General features: G+C 59.9%; 13 protein-coding genes. 12 read left to right on the forward strand and 1 reads right to left on the reverse strand.

Annotated features, from left to right (window positions below; genetic code table 11):
• The 12 genes from PMI34_RS13740 to PMI34_RS13685 form a co-directional block, all read left to right on the forward strand.
• Positions 1–993, forward strand: a 993-nt coding sequence (locus PMI34_RS13740) for a sigma-54 interaction domain-containing protein (protein WP_008050163.1), incomplete at its 5' end; no start/stop codon positions are given.
• Positions 994–1,865: 872 nt separating this feature from the next.
• A complete protein-coding gene (locus tag PMI34_RS13735) occupies positions 1,866–3,266 on the forward strand; it encodes a polynucleotide adenylyltransferase PcnB (protein WP_008050165.1) in 1,401 nt (466 codons plus the stop codon).
• Between the two features lie 3 nt (positions 3,267–3,269).
• Positions 3,270–3,755, forward strand: coding sequence for a 2-amino-4-hydroxy-6-hydroxymethyldihydropteridine diphosphokinase (gene folK / locus PMI34_RS13730; RefSeq protein ID WP_008050166.1), 486 nt, complete (start codon positions 3,270–3,272; stop codon positions 3,753–3,755).
• A gap of 379 nt (positions 3,756–4,134) precedes the next feature.
• Positions 4,135–4,935, forward strand: coding sequence for a 3-methyl-2-oxobutanoate hydroxymethyltransferase (gene panB, locus PMI34_RS13725; protein WP_008050167.1), 801 nt, complete (start codon positions 4,135–4,137; stop codon positions 4,933–4,935).
• Entirely contained in the window at positions 4,932–5,792 is an 861-nt protein-coding gene (gene panC / locus PMI34_RS13720; RefSeq protein ID WP_008050168.1) for a pantoate--beta-alanine ligase, read from the forward strand. The genes panB and panC overlap by 4 nt, the downstream gene beginning before the upstream one ends.
• A gap of 104 nt (positions 5,793–5,896) precedes the next feature.
• Positions 5,897–6,277: an aspartate 1-decarboxylase gene (gene panD, locus PMI34_RS13715; RefSeq protein WP_003228271.1), complete on the forward strand. Its 381-nt coding sequence runs from the start codon at positions 5,897–5,899 to the stop codon at positions 6,275–6,277.
• A 224-nt stretch (positions 6,278–6,501) separates the two neighbouring features.
• Entirely contained in the window at positions 6,502–8,166 is a 1,665-nt protein-coding gene (gene pgi / locus PMI34_RS13710) for a glucose-6-phosphate isomerase (RefSeq protein WP_008050169.1), read from the forward strand.
• A gap of 246 nt (positions 8,167–8,412) precedes the next feature.
• The gene (gene acs / locus PMI34_RS13705; protein WP_008050171.1) at positions 8,413–10,350 is read left to right on the forward strand and encodes an acetate--CoA ligase; all 1,938 of its coding nucleotides are present in this window, start codon (positions 8,413–8,415) and stop codon (positions 10,348–10,350) included.
• A gap of 108 nt (positions 10,351–10,458) precedes the next feature.
• Complete coding sequence (locus tag PMI34_RS13700) at positions 10,459–11,328, forward strand: oxygenase MpaB family protein (RefSeq protein WP_008050172.1); 870 nt, start codon at positions 10,459–10,461, stop codon at positions 11,326–11,328.
• Positions 11,329–11,511: 183 nt separating this feature from the next.
• Positions 11,512–12,528: a class I SAM-dependent rRNA methyltransferase gene (locus PMI34_RS13695; RefSeq protein ID WP_008050178.1), complete on the forward strand. Its 1,017-nt coding sequence runs from the start codon at positions 11,512–11,514 to the stop codon at positions 12,526–12,528.
• 93 nt (positions 12,529–12,621) lie between these two features.
• Positions 12,622–15,579: a DUF748 domain-containing protein gene (locus tag PMI34_RS13690; protein WP_008050180.1), complete on the forward strand. Its 2,958-nt coding sequence runs from the start codon at positions 12,622–12,624 to the stop codon at positions 15,577–15,579.
• A complete protein-coding gene (locus PMI34_RS13685; protein WP_008050181.1) occupies positions 15,579–15,872 on the forward strand; it encodes a DUF2845 domain-containing protein in 294 nt (97 codons plus the stop codon). The genes PMI34_RS13690 and PMI34_RS13685 overlap by 1 nt, the downstream gene beginning before the upstream one ends.
• 201 nt (positions 15,873–16,073) lie before the next feature.
• On the opposite strand, the gene PMI34_RS13680 is transcribed toward PMI34_RS13685, so the two are convergent.
• Positions 16,074–16,430, reverse strand: a complete 357-nt coding sequence (locus PMI34_RS13680; RefSeq protein ID WP_008050182.1) for a BON domain-containing protein — start codon at positions 16,428–16,430, stop codon at positions 16,074–16,076.
• Positions 16,431–16,813 lie beyond the last annotated feature (383 nt).

Below are 16,813 nucleotides of genomic sequence, written 5' to 3' on the forward strand. Positions count from 1 at the left end.
GGCTCGTGCCCGCCGATGCAGGACCTGTACGGCAAGATCCGCAAAGTCGCTCCAACCGACTCCAACGTGTTGATCCAGGGCGAGTCGGGTACCGGTAAAGAACTGGTGGCGCGCGCCCTGCACAACCTGTCCAAACGCGCCAAGGCGCCGATGATTTCGGTGAACTGCGCGGCCATTCCGGAAAGCCTGATCGAGTCCGAACTGTTCGGCCACGAAAAAGGCGCATTCACCGGCGCCAGCGCCGGGCGCGCCGGCCTGGTGGAAGCGGCGGACGGCGGCACCTTGTTCCTCGACGAAATTGGTGAACTGCCACTGGAAGCCCAGGCTCGCCTGCTACGCGTATTGCAGGAAGGCGAAATTCGTCGCGTGGGCTCGGTGCAGTCGCAAAAAGTCGATGTGCGCCTGATCGCCGCAACTCACCGCGACCTCAAAAGCCTGGCGAAGATCGGCCAGTTCCGTGAAGACTTGTATTACCGCCTCCACGTTATCGCGCTGAAGCTTCCGGCCCTGCGTGAACGCGGTGCGGACGTCAACGAAATCGCCAACGCCTTCCTGACGCGGCAAAGTGCGCGAATCAACCGCACCGACCTGAAGTTCGCCGCGGATGCCGAGCAAGCCATTCGTCACTACTCCTGGCCGGGTAACGTTCGCGAACTGGAAAACGCTGTCGAGCGCGCCGTCATCCTGTGCGAAAGCCCGGAAATTTCCGCCGAGCTGCTGGGTATCGACATCGAACTGGGCGACCTGGAAGACGACGAGTTCATTGGCCTGGCGCCCCAACAGGGCAACGGCGGCACCAGTAACAGCAACCACGAACCGACCGAAGACCTCTCCCTGGAAGACTACTTCCAGCATTTCGTCCTCGAGCATCAGGACCACATGACCGAAACCGAGCTGGCCCGCAAGCTCGGGGTCAGCCGCAAATGCCTGTGGGAGCGCCGTCAGCGCCTGGGTATCCCGCGGCGCAAGACCGGGGTGGCCAGCGAAAGCTGAACCGTACCTGTCCCATGTGCGGGTAACACGTGACTTTGTGAAAAAACTGTTACCTCAGCTTTTTCACGTAACAGAAGCCGGGGCTTACGGTAACGAAGCCCCGGCTTTTTTTGGCCCTCGAAACGCCCACCGACCGGTCTAACCCCTTGTTTTATTGGGCTTCGCAAAAGTTGGCACGCACCCTGCTATATGTTTGGTACAAGAACAATAACAAGCAATGCACAAGACAATAAAAATAAGACGAATCGACTCACGCACAATAAAAACAAGACGGCGAGAGGCGCAGCTAACTGATTCTTTTGGAGAGGCGTTGTATTTGGGGCTTGCCCCACGACCAGGCCGAGAACAACAAAAAACTGTCTTAAGACAGAGCCTGTACTGGTTGGATCGAAAGATCACTGCAATTCAGCGACCAAAGCAATCCGTTTGCTCTTGGCTCCCGATTGGGAGGGTCATGAAGGAAAGCTTCATGGCGAGGGCACTCAACAAAAACAAGAAGCCCGAAACCAAAAATAAAAATAGAGCATGCAACTACTTCTTGGGGAGCTTCGGCTCCCCTTGTGGTTTCCGCCGTTTGGTATGTAGCAGCTGCCGAGCAGCGCGAGGCTGCGTTCGGCGGCGAAGCCGTCGTAAATCCAGGCAACTCGTTCCTTCTGACACACCGCAAACTCAGGTTTCACGACGGCTTCGCCGCCGAACGCCGCCTCGCGCTGCTCGACAGCTGCTACAGGCAGCCATTTATGTCGTTAAGTGACATCCTTCACGCGCTTGCGCAGCTTCCTACACCATCCCCCGACTAAATGCTAGAATCCCCGCCCATCATGCGGTCATTCTTCTGTTATGGCCGAATATTCCTTCAAACAGTGCATCCCATGCTGAAGAAGCTGTTCCAGTCATTCCGTTCTCCCAAGCGTCCTACGCAACACATTCGCAGCACGCCTGAAGTGCTCAACAGCGGCCAACATTCGCTGCAGAAGGCGCAATTCAGCCGTTACGCGGTGAATATCGTTGAACGCCTGCAGAGCGCCGGTTATCAGGCTTACCTGGTTGGCGGTTGCGTGCGCGACATGCTGCTGGGTATCACACCGAAAGATTTCGACGTTGCCACCAGCGCCACACCCGAACAGGTACGGGCCGAATTCCGTAACGCACGAATCATCGGGCGCCGGTTCAAACTGGTACACATCCACTTCGGCCGCGAAATCATCGAAGTCGCGACCTTTCGCGCCAATCACCCGCAAAACGAAGACGAGGAAGACAGCAACCAGTCTTCGCGCAACGAAAGCGGGCGCATCTTGCGCGATAACGTCTATGGCACCCTGGAGGAAGACGCGCAACGTCGCGACTTCACCATCAATGCCCTGTATTACGACCCGGTCAGCGAACGCATCCTCGACTACGCCAACGGCGTACACGACATTCGCAATCACCTGATCCGCCTGATCGGCGATCCGACGCAACGCTACCAGGAAGACCCGGTACGCATGCTGCGGGCCGTGCGTTTCGCCGCCAAGCTGAACTTCGGCATCGAAAAGCACAGCGCCCTGCCGATCCGCGGCCTGGCGCCAATGCTGCGCGAGATCCCGTCGGCCCGTCTGTTCGAAGAGGTGCTCAAGCTGTTCCTCTCCGGCCATGCCGCCGATACATTTGAAATGCTGGTCGACCTGCAGTTGTTTGACCCACTGTTCCCGGCCAGCGCCGAAGCACTGGAATACAACCCGACGTACACCCACACCCTGATCAGCGAAGCCCTGATCAATACCGACCTGCGGATCAAGCAGAACAAACCGGTAACCCCGGCGTTCCTGTTTGCAGCCCTGCTCTGGCCTGCCCTGCCGGCCCGCGTCCTGCGCCTGCAGGAGCGTGGCATGCCGCCGATTCCGGCGATGCAGGAAGCGGCACACGAACTGATTGCCGAGCAGTGCCAGCGCATCGCGATTCCGAAACGCTTCACCATGCCGATCCGCGAGATCTGGGACATGCAGGAACGCCTGCCGCGCCGCAGCGGCAAGCGTGCCGATCTGCTGCTGGACAATCCACGCTTCCGCGCCGGCTACGACTTCCTGCTGCTACGCGAAAGCGCCGGCGAGCAGACCGATGGCCTGGGCGAATGGTGGACGGACTATCAGGACGCCAACGAAAGCGAGCGTCGTGACATGATTCGCGACCTCAGTGGCAAGGACGAAGGCACCGGGGCCCCGCGCAAGCGTCGCCGCAGCGGTGGTTCCAAGCGCAAACGCGCCGCCGGCGCTTCGAGCACCACGGGCGAGTAATCCATGGAACGCATCTACATCGGCATGGGCAGCAATCTGGCTGACCCCGCCGAACAATTGCGCAGCGCCGTCGAGGCGCTGGCGCAGTTGCCGCAAACGGCGCTGGTCGGGGTTTCTGCGTTTTATCAAAGCGACTCGCTACTACCCGGACAACCGCGCTACACCAATGCGGTGGCCGCTCTCGACAGCACGCTGGCACCGCTGGCCCTTCTGGATGCCTTGCAGTCCATCGAAAACGGCCAGGGTCGCGAGCGCCTTGAGCGCTGGGGGCCGCGCACGCTGGACCTCGACATCTTGCTGTTCGGTGATCGCCTGATCGACGAACCGCGCCTCACGGTTCCCCATTACCATATGCAGGAGCGGGCCTTCGTGTTGTATCCGATGGCGGAACTGGCCCCAGCGGATCTGTGCCTGGCCGATGGCCGGACCTTGGCCGAACTGCTCAAGGCATGCCCGTTCGTCGGCCTGGAACGCCTGCCCCCGACGTGACACAAATCACCTGTGGGAGCGGCGGTGCGGCGATCCGACTTGCTCGCGAAGACGATTTAACATTCAACATAAAAATTGACTGTCAGGCCGCTTTCGCGAGCAAGCCCGCTCCCACATTGGTTTTGTGTCGAGCACAAGTTCTGCTGCTGAATCGCATCAGTTACCCCGGTAACACCCCACCCGTAACAATGCGGTAACACACGCAATTGACTTCCCTCGTCCTCCTCACGACTATAGGCGTCCCGCTGCCGCCAACACGGCGTTCAAGGGCGCAATCCAGGCCTTAAAAGCACGACGAAAGAGCGTGCGCCTGTATTCAACGAAGAATCACGCGCGTTACTCGCAGTAGTTTCCACAGCGCCTGAATGAGGAACTTTTCATGCCAGCCATCACCCTGACCACCCTGCAAGGTCTGAAGCAAAAAGGTGAAAAAATCACCATGCTGACCTGCTACGACGCGACCTTCGCCCATGCCTGCAATCAGGCCGGCGTCGAAGTGCTGCTGGTGGGCGACTCCCTCGGCATGGTTTTGCAGGGCCACGACAGCACCTTGCCTGTCACCACCTCCGAAATGGCTTATCACGTGGCCGCCGTCAAACGTGGTAACAGCGATGCCTTGATCCTCGCCGACCTGCCTTTCATGGCCTACGCCACCACCGAGCAAGCCATGACCAACAGCGCCCTGTTGATGCAGGCCGGCGCGCACATGGTCAAGGTCGAAGGAGCGTTGTGGCTGGCCGATTCGATCCGCCTGCTGGCCGAGCGCGGCATCCCTGTCTGCGCGCACATGGGCCTGACGCCGCAGTCGGTGAACATCCTGGGCGGCTACAAGGTCCAGGGCCGCAATGAAAACCAGGCGCGGCAGATGCGTGCCGACGCGATTGCCCTGGAACAGGCTGGCGCGGCAATGCTGCTGCTCGAATGCGTCCCGAGCGAGCTGGCGGAAGAAATCACCCAAGCGGTGAAGATTCCGGTGATTGGTATTGGCGCCGGCAATCGCACCGATGGCCAGGTACTGGTTCTGCACGACATGCTGGGGCTGTCCATTACCGGCCGCGTGCCAAAATTCGTGAAAAACTTCATGACTGGACAGACCAGCATTGAAGCTGCATTGAATGCCTACGTGACTGAAGTCAAAGCGGCAACTTTCCCTGGGATCGAACACGGATTCTCTGCATGAACACCGTAAAAACCGTACGCGAACTGCGGGCCGCCGTGGCCCGTGCCCGTAGCGAAGGCAAGCGCATCGCCTTTGTGCCAACCATGGGCAACCTGCACAGCGGCCACGTGGCGCTGGTGACCAAAGCCTCCCAACGGGCGGACTTCGTGGTTGCGAGCGTTTTCGTCAACCCGCTGCAATTCGGTGCTGGCGAAGACCTCGACAAGTACCCGCGCACCCTCGCCGCCGACCAGGAAAAACTGCTCCAGGCCGGTTGCCACTTGCTGTTTGCCCCCACTGTTGAAGAGATGTACCCCGAAGGCATGGCCGGCCAGACCCGCGTCAGCGTCCCGCAATTGTCCGAAGGCCTGTGCGGCGCCAGTCGTCCGGGGCATTTCGAAGGCGTGGCGACGGTGGTCAGCAAGCTGTTCAACATGGTCCAGCCGGACCTGGCGATTTTCGGCGAGAAAGACTTTCAGCAACTGGCGGTGATTCGCGCACTGGTTCATGACCTGAACATGCCGATCCAGATCATCGGTGAGCCCACTGTTCGCGCAACCGATGGCCTGGCGCTGTCGTCGCGCAACGGTTTCCTCAGCGAAGAGCAACGCGCTGTGGCGCCGGTGGTCTACCGCACGCTGAAAGCGATCGGCGAAGCGATCAGGCAGGGCGAACGCGACTACCCGGCGCTGATCGACACCCAGATCAAACAGCTCGAAGCGGCCGGCCTGCGTCCTGACTATCTGGAAATCCGCCATGCCCTGACCTTGCGCCCGGCGACCGCGCAGGATCGTGACCTGGTGATTCTGGTGGCGGCGTTCCTCGGTACGACGCGGTTGATCGACAACCTGCACCTGAACCTCGACGCGCCGGTCTGAACACCACAAAACAAATGTGGGAGCGGCGGTTTCCAAGCTGTATTGCCGCCCACAAAGCCTTCGGGCAAACTGCCCGCCGTTCGATTCCGACCTGGGAAATACTCATGCACGCCATCATGCTCAAAGCCAAGCTGCATCGCGCCGAAGTCACCCACGCTGTACTCGATTACGAAGGCTCCTGCGCCATCGACGGTGAATGGCTGGACCTGTCCGGCATTCGTGAGTACGAACAGATCCAGATCTACAACGTCGACAACGGCGAGCGCTTCACCACCTACGCCATCCGTGGCGAAGAAGGTTCGCGCATGATCTCGGTCAACGGCGCCGCCGCGCACAAGGCCAAGGTTGGCGATCGCGTGATCATCTGCGCTTACGCCCATTACAGCGAAGCCGAACTGCTCAACTTCAAGCCGCGCATGCTCTACATGGCACCGGGCAATGAACTGAGCCACACCAGCAACGCCATTCCGGTCCAGGTCGCCTGATCCGAGTCTTGTCTCTTCCGTTTGTCGGACCATTCCTAACTTCGATGTTAAAAAAGTACCGGAAACAGGTCAGACAAAGTCAAGACAGATCATTGCGCGGGGTTTACTGTATTCGCCCTGCGCCATGAAATCGTGTCGACGCAGTTGACCGGAACGCCCACCCGTAGCGCTCCGGGATTTTTAGTGTTCAAAAGGCCGTTCAAGTAATAAGGAAACCCGCAGCGATGGCGTATTACCGCACTCCTCACGACGTTACCGCTCTGCCTGCCTGGCAAGCGTTGAATGACCACCGCCAAGCCATGCAGGATTTCAGCATGCGCGAAGCCTTCAATGCCGATCCGCAGCGCTTTACTCAATTCACCCTCAGCAGCTGCGGCCTGTTTCTCGACTATTCGAAAAACCTGATCAACGCCGAGACCCGCAATCTGCTGGTGGGCCTGGCCAACGAAGTCGACCTCAAGGGCGCGATCAAATCGCTGTTCGATGGCGAAATCGTCAACTCTTCCGAAGGTCGTCCGGCCCTGCACACCGCCCTGCGCCGCCCGGTCGGCGACAAGCTGTCGGTCAACGGCGTCAACGTGATGCCCGAAGTGCACAAGGTGCTGAACCAGATCACCGACCTCGTCGGCCGTATCCACGACGGTCTGTGGCGCGGTTACACCGAGAAGCCGATCACCGACGTGGTGAACATCGGCATCGGCGGCTCCTTCCTCGGCCCTGAGCTGGTGTCCGAAGCCTTGCTGTCCTACGCCCAGAAAGGCGTGCGTTGCCATTACCTGGCGAACATCGACGGCAGCGAGTTCCACGAACTGACCATGAAGCTGCGCGCCGAGACCACGCTGTTCATCGTCTCGTCGAAGTCTTTCAACACCCTCGAAACCCTGAAGAACGCCCAGGCCGCCCGTGCCTGGTATCTGGCCCAGGGTGGTTCGGAAGCCGAGCTGTATCGCCACTTCATCGCGGTATCGAGCAACAACGCCGCCGCAGTAGCGTTCGGCATCCGCGAAGAGAACATCTTCCCGATGTGGGACTGGGTCGGCGGACGCTACTCGCTGTGGTCGGCCATCGGTTTGCCGATTGCCCTGGCCATCGGCATGTCCAACTTCAAGGAATTGCTGTCCGGTGCCTACACCATGGACCAGCACTTCCAGAGCGCACCGTTCGAGCAGAACATGCCGGTGCTGCTGGCCTTGCTCGGCGTGTGGTACGGAAACTTCTGGGGCGCGCAAAGCCACGCGATCCTGCCGTACGATCACTACCTGCGTAACATCACCAAGCACCTGCAACAGCTGGACATGGAATCCAACGGCAAGAGCGTGCGCCAGGACGGCAAGCCGGTTTCCACCGACACCGGGCCAGTGATCTGGGGCGGCGTCGGCTGCAACGGTCAGCATGCCTACCACCAGTTGCTGCACCAGGGCACCCAACTGATCCCGGCCGACTTCATCGTGCCGATCGTCAGCTTCAACCCGGTGTCTGACCACCACCAGTGGCTGTACGCCAACTGCCTGTCGCAGAGCCAGGCGCTGATGCTCGGCAAGACCCTGCCCGAGGCCGAAGCCGAACTGCGCGACAAAGGCATGAGCGAAGACGATGTGCAGAAGCTCGCGCCGCACAAGGTGATCCCGGGCAACCGTCCGAGCAACACCCTGGTGGTCGAGCGCATCAGCCCGCGTCGCCTCGGCGCACTGGTGGCGATGTACGAACACAAAGTCTTCGTGCAAAGCGTGATCTGGGGCATCAATGCCTTCGACCAGTGGGGTGTGGAGCTGGGCAAGGAGCTGGGCAAAGGCGTCTACAACCGCCTGGTCGGCAGCGAAGAAACCCCGGCCGAGGACGCCTCGACCCAAGGGCTGATCAATTACTTCCGTGGTCGTCACCGCGGTTGATTTGAAGCCAGCCCACAAAGTGTGTGTGTTGAGCACAAACTCTGTGGGCAATGAATATCCAATGTGGGAGCGGGCTTGCTCGCGAAGAGGGTGGTTCAGTCAACCAGAATGTTGAATGTACCGCCCTCTTCGTCGGAACGCCGCCCGGAGCAAGCCCGCTCCCACAGTTGTTTTGCATCCGACTTGAACCCATTGACCTCTCGGCGCATCTTTATCCTTGTCGCAAAACAAGCATAAGGAACCGTCATGTTCGATATCAGCACGTTCCCCAAAGCCGATGCCGTCCGCCGGGCCGCACAATTGAGTCAAGACGACTATCAGCGCCTGTACCGCCAATCCGTCGAACACCCCAGCACCTTCTGGGCCGAACAGGCCACGCGCTTTCTCGACTGGAGTGCACCCTGGGAAACCGTCCAGCGCTACAACCTGAAAACCGGTGAAGCCAGCTGGTTTGCCGGTGCGCAATTGAACGTCAGCTACAACTGCATCGACCGGCACCTGGAGAAACGCGGCGATCAGGTCGCCATCATCTGGGAAGGCGACGACCCTGCCGACTCGACATCGATCACCTACAAAAAACTGCATGAAAACGTCTGCCGCCTGGCCAACGTGCTGAAAAGCCGTGGCGTGAAAAAAGGCGACCGCGTGTGCATCTACATGCCGATGATTCCCGAGGCGGCCTACGCCATGCTGGCCTGTACCCGCATCGGTGCGGTGCACTCGGTGGTGTTCGGCGGCTTCTCCCCGGACTCGTTGCGCGACCGCATTCTCGATGCCGACTGCCGCACCGTGATCACGGCCGATGAAGGCGTGCGCGGCGGCAAGGTCGTGCCACTCAAGCAGAACGTCGACAAGGCGCTGCAAAGTTGCCCGGACGTGAGCACTGTGCTGGTGGTCGAGCGCAGCAAGGGGTCGGTGAACCGGGTCGAAGGACGGGACATCAAGTATCAGCAGGCCCTGAGCGAAGCCAGCGCCGATTGCCCACCCGAGCCGATGGACGCCGAAGACCCGCTGTTCATCCTCTACACCTCCGGCAGCACCGGCAAACCCAAAGGCGTGCTGCACACCACCGGTGGCTACCTGCTGCAAGCTGCGATGACCTTCAAGTACGTATTGGACTACCGCGACGGTGAAGTCTTCTGGTGCACCGCCGACGTCGGCTGGGTCACTGGCCACAGCTACATCGTCTACGGTCCGCTGGCCAATGGCGCAACCACGCTGATCTTCGAAGGCGTGCCGAATTACCCGAGCACCTCGCGCTTCTGGCAAGTGATCGACAAGCACAAGGTGAACATTTTCTACACCGCCCCGACAGCCCTGCGCGCCCTCATGCGCGAAGGCCCGGAACCGTTGAAGCAAACATCCCGCGCCAGCGTCAGGCTACTCGGCACGGTGGGCGAGCCGATCAACCCGGAAGCCTGGGAATGGTATTTCCATGAGGTCGGCGAAGAGCGTTGCCCGATCGTCGATACCTGGTGGCAGACCGAAACCGGCGGCATCATGCTCAGCCCGCTGGTCAGTGCCCAGCGGATCAAGCCTGGTTGTGCGACACAACCGATGTTCGGTGTGCAACCGGTATTGCTCGACGAGCAAGGCAGGGAAATCAAAGGTGCCGGCAGCGGTGTACTGGCCATAAAGTCCAGCTGGCCGGCGCAGATCCGCAGTGTCTATCGCGACCCGAAACGCATGGTCGACACCTACTTCAAGCCCTACCCCGGCTACTACTTCACCGGCGATGGCGCGCGACGCGATGAAGATGGCGACTACTGGATCACCGGGCGCATCGACGATGTGATCAACGTGTCCGGCCACCGTATCGGCACCGCCGAAGTGGAAAGCGCCCTGGTGCTGCACGAGAGCATCGCCGAGGCTGCTGCGGTAGGCTACCCCCACGACATCAAGGGCCAGGGCATCTATGTCTTCGTCACACCCATGAATGGCGTCGAAACCAACGATGATCTGAAGAAGGAATTGCTGGCCCTGGTCAGCAAGGAAATCGGCAGCTTCGCCAAACCGGACTTGATCCAGTGGGCGCCGGCCTTGCCGAAAACCCGCTCAGGCAAGATCATGCGGCGCATTTTGCGCAAGATCGCCTGCAACGAACTCGATAGCCTGGGCGATACTTCGACCCTGGCCGACCCGAGCGTGGTGCAGGGCCTGATCGACAAACGCCTGAATCAATAATGCTCGCTCTTTGTAGGAGCTGCCGCAGGCTGCGATCTTTTGACTTTGCTCTGCAGGATCAAAAGATCGCAGCCTGCGGCAGCTCCTACAGGAAATTACCAGGACACCATGGAATTCATCCGCACCCGCATCGAAACCCAGATCATGAGCCTGACCGGTTTGTCCTTGGGCAAACTCGACCTGGAAAACCCCAAGGGCGATCCCGGGCTGTTCGGGCCAGACTCGGTGAGCTGGCAAGTCCATGGCGATTTCAGCAGCATGCTGATCGGTGGCATCAGCGCCCTGATGCTGCAGGCCCTGCACCCGCTGGCATTGGCCGGGGTCTGGGACCATTCGAACTTCCGTGAAGACATGCTCGGCCGCTTGCGCCGCACCGGGCAGTTCATCTCCGGCACCACCTTCGGCTCTCGAAAGGATGCCGACTGGCTGATCGAAAAAGTCCGCACCATCCATCTGCAGATCACCGGCACGGCGCCGGACGGACGGGCCTACGCCGCCAGCGATCCCGAATTGCTGACGTGGGTGCATGTGGCGGAAGTCAGCAACTTCCTCGCCGCGCATTTGCGCTATCGCAATCCGCACCTGTCCCCGGTCGATCAGGATCGCTACTACGCTGAAATCGCCCTGGTCGCCGAGCGCCTCGGGGCCCGGGATGTGCCCCGTTCGCGGCAGGAAATTGCCGACTACCTTGAGCGCATGCGTCCACAATTGCTGTGCGACGAACGCAGTCGGGAAGTCCTGCGCCTGTTGCTGAACGCCCCCTCCCCCAGTCGCCTGGCCAGGCCTTTCGGCGGTCTGATGATGCAAGCCGGGATCGACCTGCTGTCGGACTGGGCCAGCGACATGCTCGGCGTCAGCCAGAACCCGCTGCAACGCAAGCTGATCCGCGCCAGCGTCAATCGCAGTGCGCCAATGCTGCGCTGGGCGGTGCGTAATGGGTCGGTGCAGCGGGCTAAACGGCGGATGGGGATTACTTAGAAAGTACAAAGATCAAAAGCTTCGCGAGCAAGCCCGCTCCCACATTGGACCTATGTCGAACGCGAGTTTTATGTTCACGGAAAATCCGATGTGGGAGCGAGCTTGCTCGCGAAGGCATCGTCTCGGTCCCGCGCCAAAACTGTTAAACTCCCGCGCCCAATTCCCTCCTGCAAGGCGCCCAGCATGTCTTCCTTGAATCAGGCGCTGCGCGCCGCCCTCGATCAACGCCAGGACCTGCTCGCCGAACTGCACCAGCAAGGCACCGATTGCTATCGCCTGTTCCACGGCAGCCAGGAAGGCGCCGGTGGCCTGACCATCGACCGCTACGGCCCGCAACTGCTGGTGCAAAGTTTCCACCAGGCGCTGGAACGCGAGACGCTGCTGCAACTGCACGAAGCGATCAATCAACACCTGGGTTTTGAAACCCTGCTGGTCTACAACGACCGCTCCCGTGGCAATTCGCGCATCGACCGCGAAGACATCGTCTACCGCGCCGACGAAGCGGCCCTGCAAGACCTGGTCGGCCACGAATGGGGCCTGAACTATCGGGTGCGCGGTCGCCATGCCGGACAGGACCCGCTGCTGTTCCTCGACCTGCGCAACACCCGCGGCTGGGTCAAGGACCACAGCAAGGACAAAAGCGTGCTGAACCTGTTCGCCTACACCTGTGGTGTCGGCCTCAGTGCCGCCGCCGGTGGCGCGCGCGAGGTGTGCAACCTGGACTTCGCCGAAGGCAACCTGGCGGTCGGTCGGGAGAACGGCCAACTCAACCCGCAGTTGCCGACCATGGAATTTATCCAGTCCGACTACTTCCCGGCCATTCGCCAACTGGCCGGCCTGCCGATCAGCCAGCGCCGCGGGCAAAAACTGCCGAGCTATCAGCGCCTGGAACAGCGCCAGTACGATCTGGTGCTGCTGGACCCTCCGGCCTGGGCCAAGAGCGCATTCGGCACCGTCGACCTGCTGCGCGACTACCAGAGCCTGCTCAAACCTGCCCTGCTGACCACCGCTGATAACGGTGTGCTGATCTGCTGCAATAACCTGGCGAAAGTCAGCATGGACGACTGGCGCGAGCAGGTTTTGCGTTGCGCAGAAAAGGCTGGGCGGCCGGTGCGTGAGTGGAGCGTGATGAAGCCAGGCGCCGACTTCCCGTCAATGGATCAGCAACCACCGCTGAAAACCCTGATTCTGCAGCTCTGAGCGCTGTGGGATTAATCTTAAATTTCCTGAACAGGCCGATCACTTCGGAACCGGAAACGCGTGCCATACTCCAACGCACTCCGATTCAGACAGATGAAGCCGCACATGTACAAAGGATTGATACGCGCCATCGGCGCCTTGTTGACTGCTCTGGCCCTCTACAGCTTGCTGGGTTTTCTGATTTTACCGGGTGTCGCGTTGCGCGTTGCCAACCAGCAACTGGCCAACTACGCCACCACACCCGCCACGATCCAGCGGATCGAATTCAATCCGTTCAGCCTTGAACTGACCCTTTGGGGCTTGAACATCGGCGACCCCGGCAAGGAGCAGGTCGCTTTCGAACGCCTGTACGCCAATCTGCAATTCGACAGCCTGTGGACCAAGGCGGTGCATCTGTCCGACGTCGAACTCGACAAGCCCAAGACCGAAATCCTGTTCAGCAAGGACGGCCAACTCAATCTGCTGGGGCTGTTCAAGCTGCCAGCGAGCGAACCCACACCGGCCGACCCGGATGCCAAGCCGTTTCCGCTGCGCATCGAGCGGATCAAACTGGCGGGCGGCGCCGTGCACTTTGAAGATGCCCGGCCCAGCGAGCCCATCGAATTTATCTACGACACACTCGATTTCGAGCTGAAGAACCTCAGCACACTGCCCGATGACAGCGCCGACATGACCCTGGTGGCCGTCGGCCCCAACGGCGGACAGATCGACTGGACCGGCAACTTCAGCCTGATCCCGATCGCCTCCGAAGGTAAGCTGAAAATCACCGATGGCAAGATGAAAGCCTTTTGGCCCTATGTGCGCGATGCCGTGCCGCTAGACCTCGAAAATGGCGTCATGAGCATCAGTACCGACTACAAATTCAGCCTGGCCAAGGAAACCGAACTGCTACTGAGCAACGTAGCGGTCAACATCGCCCCCTTCGCGATCAAGGCCCCGGATGGCCGGCCGCTGGTGAAGCTCGAGCGCCTGGACGTCAGCGAAACCACCGTGGACCTGGCCAAACAGCAAGTGGTGGTCGGTAAGATCCGCAGCAACAAACTGGAAACCTGGGCCGCGCTGGAACCGGACGGCCAACTCGACTGGCAGAAACTGTTCGCCAGCCAACCGTCAAAATCCACCACCAAAGCCAAGGCGGATGCCGAACCGGTCAGCACTCCGGCGGCGGCAGACTCACCGAAACCTGAACCGGGCGCACCCGACAAACCCTGGCAGGTGCTGCTCAAGGATGTGCAACTGCGCGACTACAAGGTGCATCTGGCTGACCGCAAGGCACAACCCGCCGTCGCCCTGGATCTGGCTCCGCTGAACCTCGACCTGCAAAACTTCGACAGCCTCAACGGTTCACCCTTTACCCTCAAGCTCGATACCGGCGTGGGCAAGCAAGGCAGGATCATGGCCGACGGCGAGGTCAACCTGGCCCCGGTCAGCGCCAGACTGAAGGTACAGACCAAGGACATCGACCTGCGGGTTGCCCAGTCCTACATCACGCCATTCATTCGCCTGGAACTGCGCAGCGGCATGCTCGGCAGCGATCTGGCGGTCGACCTGAAAAGCACCGAGCCCCTGGCCTTCAACGTCACCGGCCGCGCCCAGGTCGATCAGTTGCATACCCTGGACACCCTGAAAACCCGCGACTTCCTCAAGTGGCAACAGGTCGTGGTCGAAGGCCTGAACTATCAGCATGGGGACAGCCTGTCGATCGACAAGATCAACCTGTTCCAGCCCTACGCACGCTTCATGATCAACGATGATCGCACCACCAACATCGATGACCTGCTGATTCCGCAACCGGCGGACTCCGGGGCAAAACCGGCGGCAAGCAAACCGGCCAGCAACGAGAAACCGCTGGGCATCCACATCGGCGGCATTTTCATCAATGACGGTTCGGCCAACTTCGCCGACTTCAGCCTGACCCCGAACTTCGCCACCGCCATCCAGCAACTCAACGGGCAGATCGGCACCATCGACAGCCGCCAGCCGAAACCGGCCGGTGTCGACGTCAAGGGCAAGGTCGATCGCTATGCACCGGTGACCATAAAGGGCTCGGTCAATCCGTTCGACCCGATGGCCAGCCTCGACATCGCCACCAGCTTCAAACGCGTGGAACTGACCACGCTCACACCCTATTCCGGCAAGTTCGCCGGCTACCGTATCCGCAAGGGCCGGCTCAATCTCGACCTGCACTACCAGATAACCAAGGGTCAGCTCAAAGCTGAAAACAAAGTGGTGGTCGAACAACTGCAGCTGGGTGAAAAAGTCGACAGCCCGGATGCCGTGAGCCTGCCGTTGAAACTGGCGATTGCCTTGCTCAAGGACGTCGATGGCAAGATCTCCATCGAACTGCCGGTCACCGGCGACCTGAACAACCCTCAATTCAGCGTCATGCCGATTATCTGGCAGACCCTGCGCAACCTGATCGTCAAAGCTGCGGCAGCACCGTTCAAACTCATTGGCGGACTGGTCAACGGTGGTGGTTCGGAGGACCTGGGCAGTGTTTCATTCGCAGCAGGTTCCAGCGATTTGAGCAAGGATGCCGAAGGCGCCCTGGACAAACTGTCCAAAGCGCTCAAGGAACGCCCGGCCCTGCGCCTGGAAATCGAAGGCACCGCCGCCCAGAGCAGCGATGGCCCGCTGATCGCCGAACAACGCCTGGAACGTGAATACCAGTACAACTACTACAAAATGCTCCAGCGCCGCGGTGACAAGGTCCCGGCCCAGGCTTCGTTACTGGAAGTGCCGGACGACGAAAAAGCCCCCCTGCTTGAAGGTATCTACCGCACCCGCCTGAAAACCCAGCCCCCTGCCGAATGGAAGGACTTGGGCAAGGAAGAACGCACCGCAAAAATGCGCGCCGAGGTGATCAGGTTTTGGAGCTCCAGTGACGTGCTGTTGCGTCAACTGGGCCAGGAACGTGCCAGCAGCATCAAGGATTACCTGGTCGACAAGGCCCGGCTGGAAGATGACCGGGTGTACTTCATCGACGCCAATCTGGGCGAGGCGCAAAGTGACGGCCGCGTGGTGACGCCGATGCATCTGGATGCCGAGTGATGATTCTACGGCTGGCAGGCCTGGTTCTGGCGCTATCCGCCAGTCAGGCCTGGGCGGCCGATACCCTGCGCTGTGGCAGCCAATTGATCAGCGTCGGCGATCGCTCGAGTGAGGTGGTGCACAAATGCGGTGAACCGGTGAGTCGCGACCTGCTGGGTTACAAGCGCAGTGCAGACCGGCGCGAGGAGTTTCAGGTCGAGGAATGGACCTACGGACCGAATGGCGGGATGTATCAATACTTGCGGTTCGAAGGTAATCGCCTGAAACAGATCACCAGCAAACGCGGCAATTGATTAACCACGATTCAATGTGGGAGCGGGCTTGCTCCCACATTGGGTTTTCAGCGCTACACATAGAACAGGCCCCGGCAAAAATGCACGGAGCCTGTGACGGCTACATCCTTATGGCCCTTCGCATGAACACTCAGGTTGCAACAGACGCATGACTCTGCCCGTCTGTCGCGCCTTCTCCCGGTCCAGGCGAGAAGTCTTGCCTTACTCGGCTTTCAGGCCGTCAGCGGAGACCGCCTTGACGCCTTTGATTTTCTTGGTGATGGCCACTGCCATTTCTTTTTGCGAATCGGTCACGGCGGTGGTCGACGACAGCGATACCACGCCTTTGTTGGTTTCAACCTTGATGTCGCTACCTGGAATGCCTTTTTCGGTCATCAGGTCAGCTTTGACTTTGGTGGTGATCCAGGTATCGGAAGTGGCTTCTTTCGCTTCGGTTATTTCACCGGCGGCCAGCACCATTGGCGACTGGGTTGCCTGGGTGGTTTGAGCAAACGCGGCGTTGGCCATGGTCAGGGTCAGCGCGGTAGCAGCAGCGGCAGTGATAGCGAACTTCTTCATACGAGTAACTCCTGTTTTTCGGAAAGCCTGCCGGGTGTCTTGTCGGCAGGGTTACCAAGGATATTGCGAACGTTGTGCCAACCTTGAATAAGAAATAAAACCTTTAAAATCAATGCGTTACAAAATCATCCAATTCCCGGAATCATGCAAAATGCACGACAAGCAGAAACACTGCATGCAAGTTGCGGGTTTATGGAAAGTTCCTAAGGCCCTGAATTTCTGAGCTTTTGACAACCAGCCGACAAACAAAAAAACCCGCAATGGCGGTACAGCTACGCATTCCTTGTAGCAGCTGCCGAAGGCTGCGTCCGGCTGCGCAGCAGTCGTAAATCCGGCTTGCACGATCTCTCTGACGTACCGCGAACTCTGATTTTACGACTGCT

This window comes from Pseudomonas sp. GM74 (assembly GCF_000282455.1).
In the GTDB taxonomy this organism is placed as follows: domain Bacteria; phylum Pseudomonadota; class Gammaproteobacteria; order Pseudomonadales; family Pseudomonadaceae; genus Aquipseudomonas.

Coding starts and splice junctions, on each gene's coding strand:
- PMI34_RS13735 (WP_008050165.1), top strand. CDS start 1,866: ATGCTGAAGAAGCTGTTCCAGTCATTCCGTTCTCCCAAGCGTCCTACG.
- folK (WP_008050166.1), top strand. CDS start 3,270: ATGGAACGCATCTACATCGGCATGGGCAGCAATCTGGCTGACCCCGCC.
- panB (WP_008050167.1), top strand. CDS start 4,135: ATGCCAGCCATCACCCTGACCACCCTGCAAGGTCTGAAGCAAAAAGGT.
- panC (WP_008050168.1), top strand. CDS start 4,932: ATGAACACCGTAAAAACCGTACGCGAACTGCGGGCCGCCGTGGCCCGT.
- panD (WP_003228271.1), top strand. CDS start 5,897: ATGCACGCCATCATGCTCAAAGCCAAGCTGCATCGCGCCGAAGTCACC.
- pgi (WP_008050169.1), top strand. CDS start 6,502: ATGGCGTATTACCGCACTCCTCACGACGTTACCGCTCTGCCTGCCTGG.
- acs (WP_008050171.1), top strand. CDS start 8,413: ATGTTCGATATCAGCACGTTCCCCAAAGCCGATGCCGTCCGCCGGGCC.
- PMI34_RS13700 (WP_008050172.1), top strand. CDS start 10,459: ATGGAATTCATCCGCACCCGCATCGAAACCCAGATCATGAGCCTGACC.
- PMI34_RS13695 (WP_008050178.1), top strand. CDS start 11,512: ATGTCTTCCTTGAATCAGGCGCTGCGCGCCGCCCTCGATCAACGCCAG.
- PMI34_RS13690 (WP_008050180.1), top strand. CDS start 12,622: ATGAAGCCGCACATGTACAAAGGATTGATACGCGCCATCGGCGCCTTG.
- PMI34_RS13685 (WP_008050181.1), top strand. CDS start 15,579: ATGATTCTACGGCTGGCAGGCCTGGTTCTGGCGCTATCCGCCAGTCAG.
- PMI34_RS13680 (WP_008050182.1), bottom strand. CDS start 16,430: ATGAAGAAGTTCGCTATCACTGCCGCTGCTGCTACCGCGCTGACCCTG.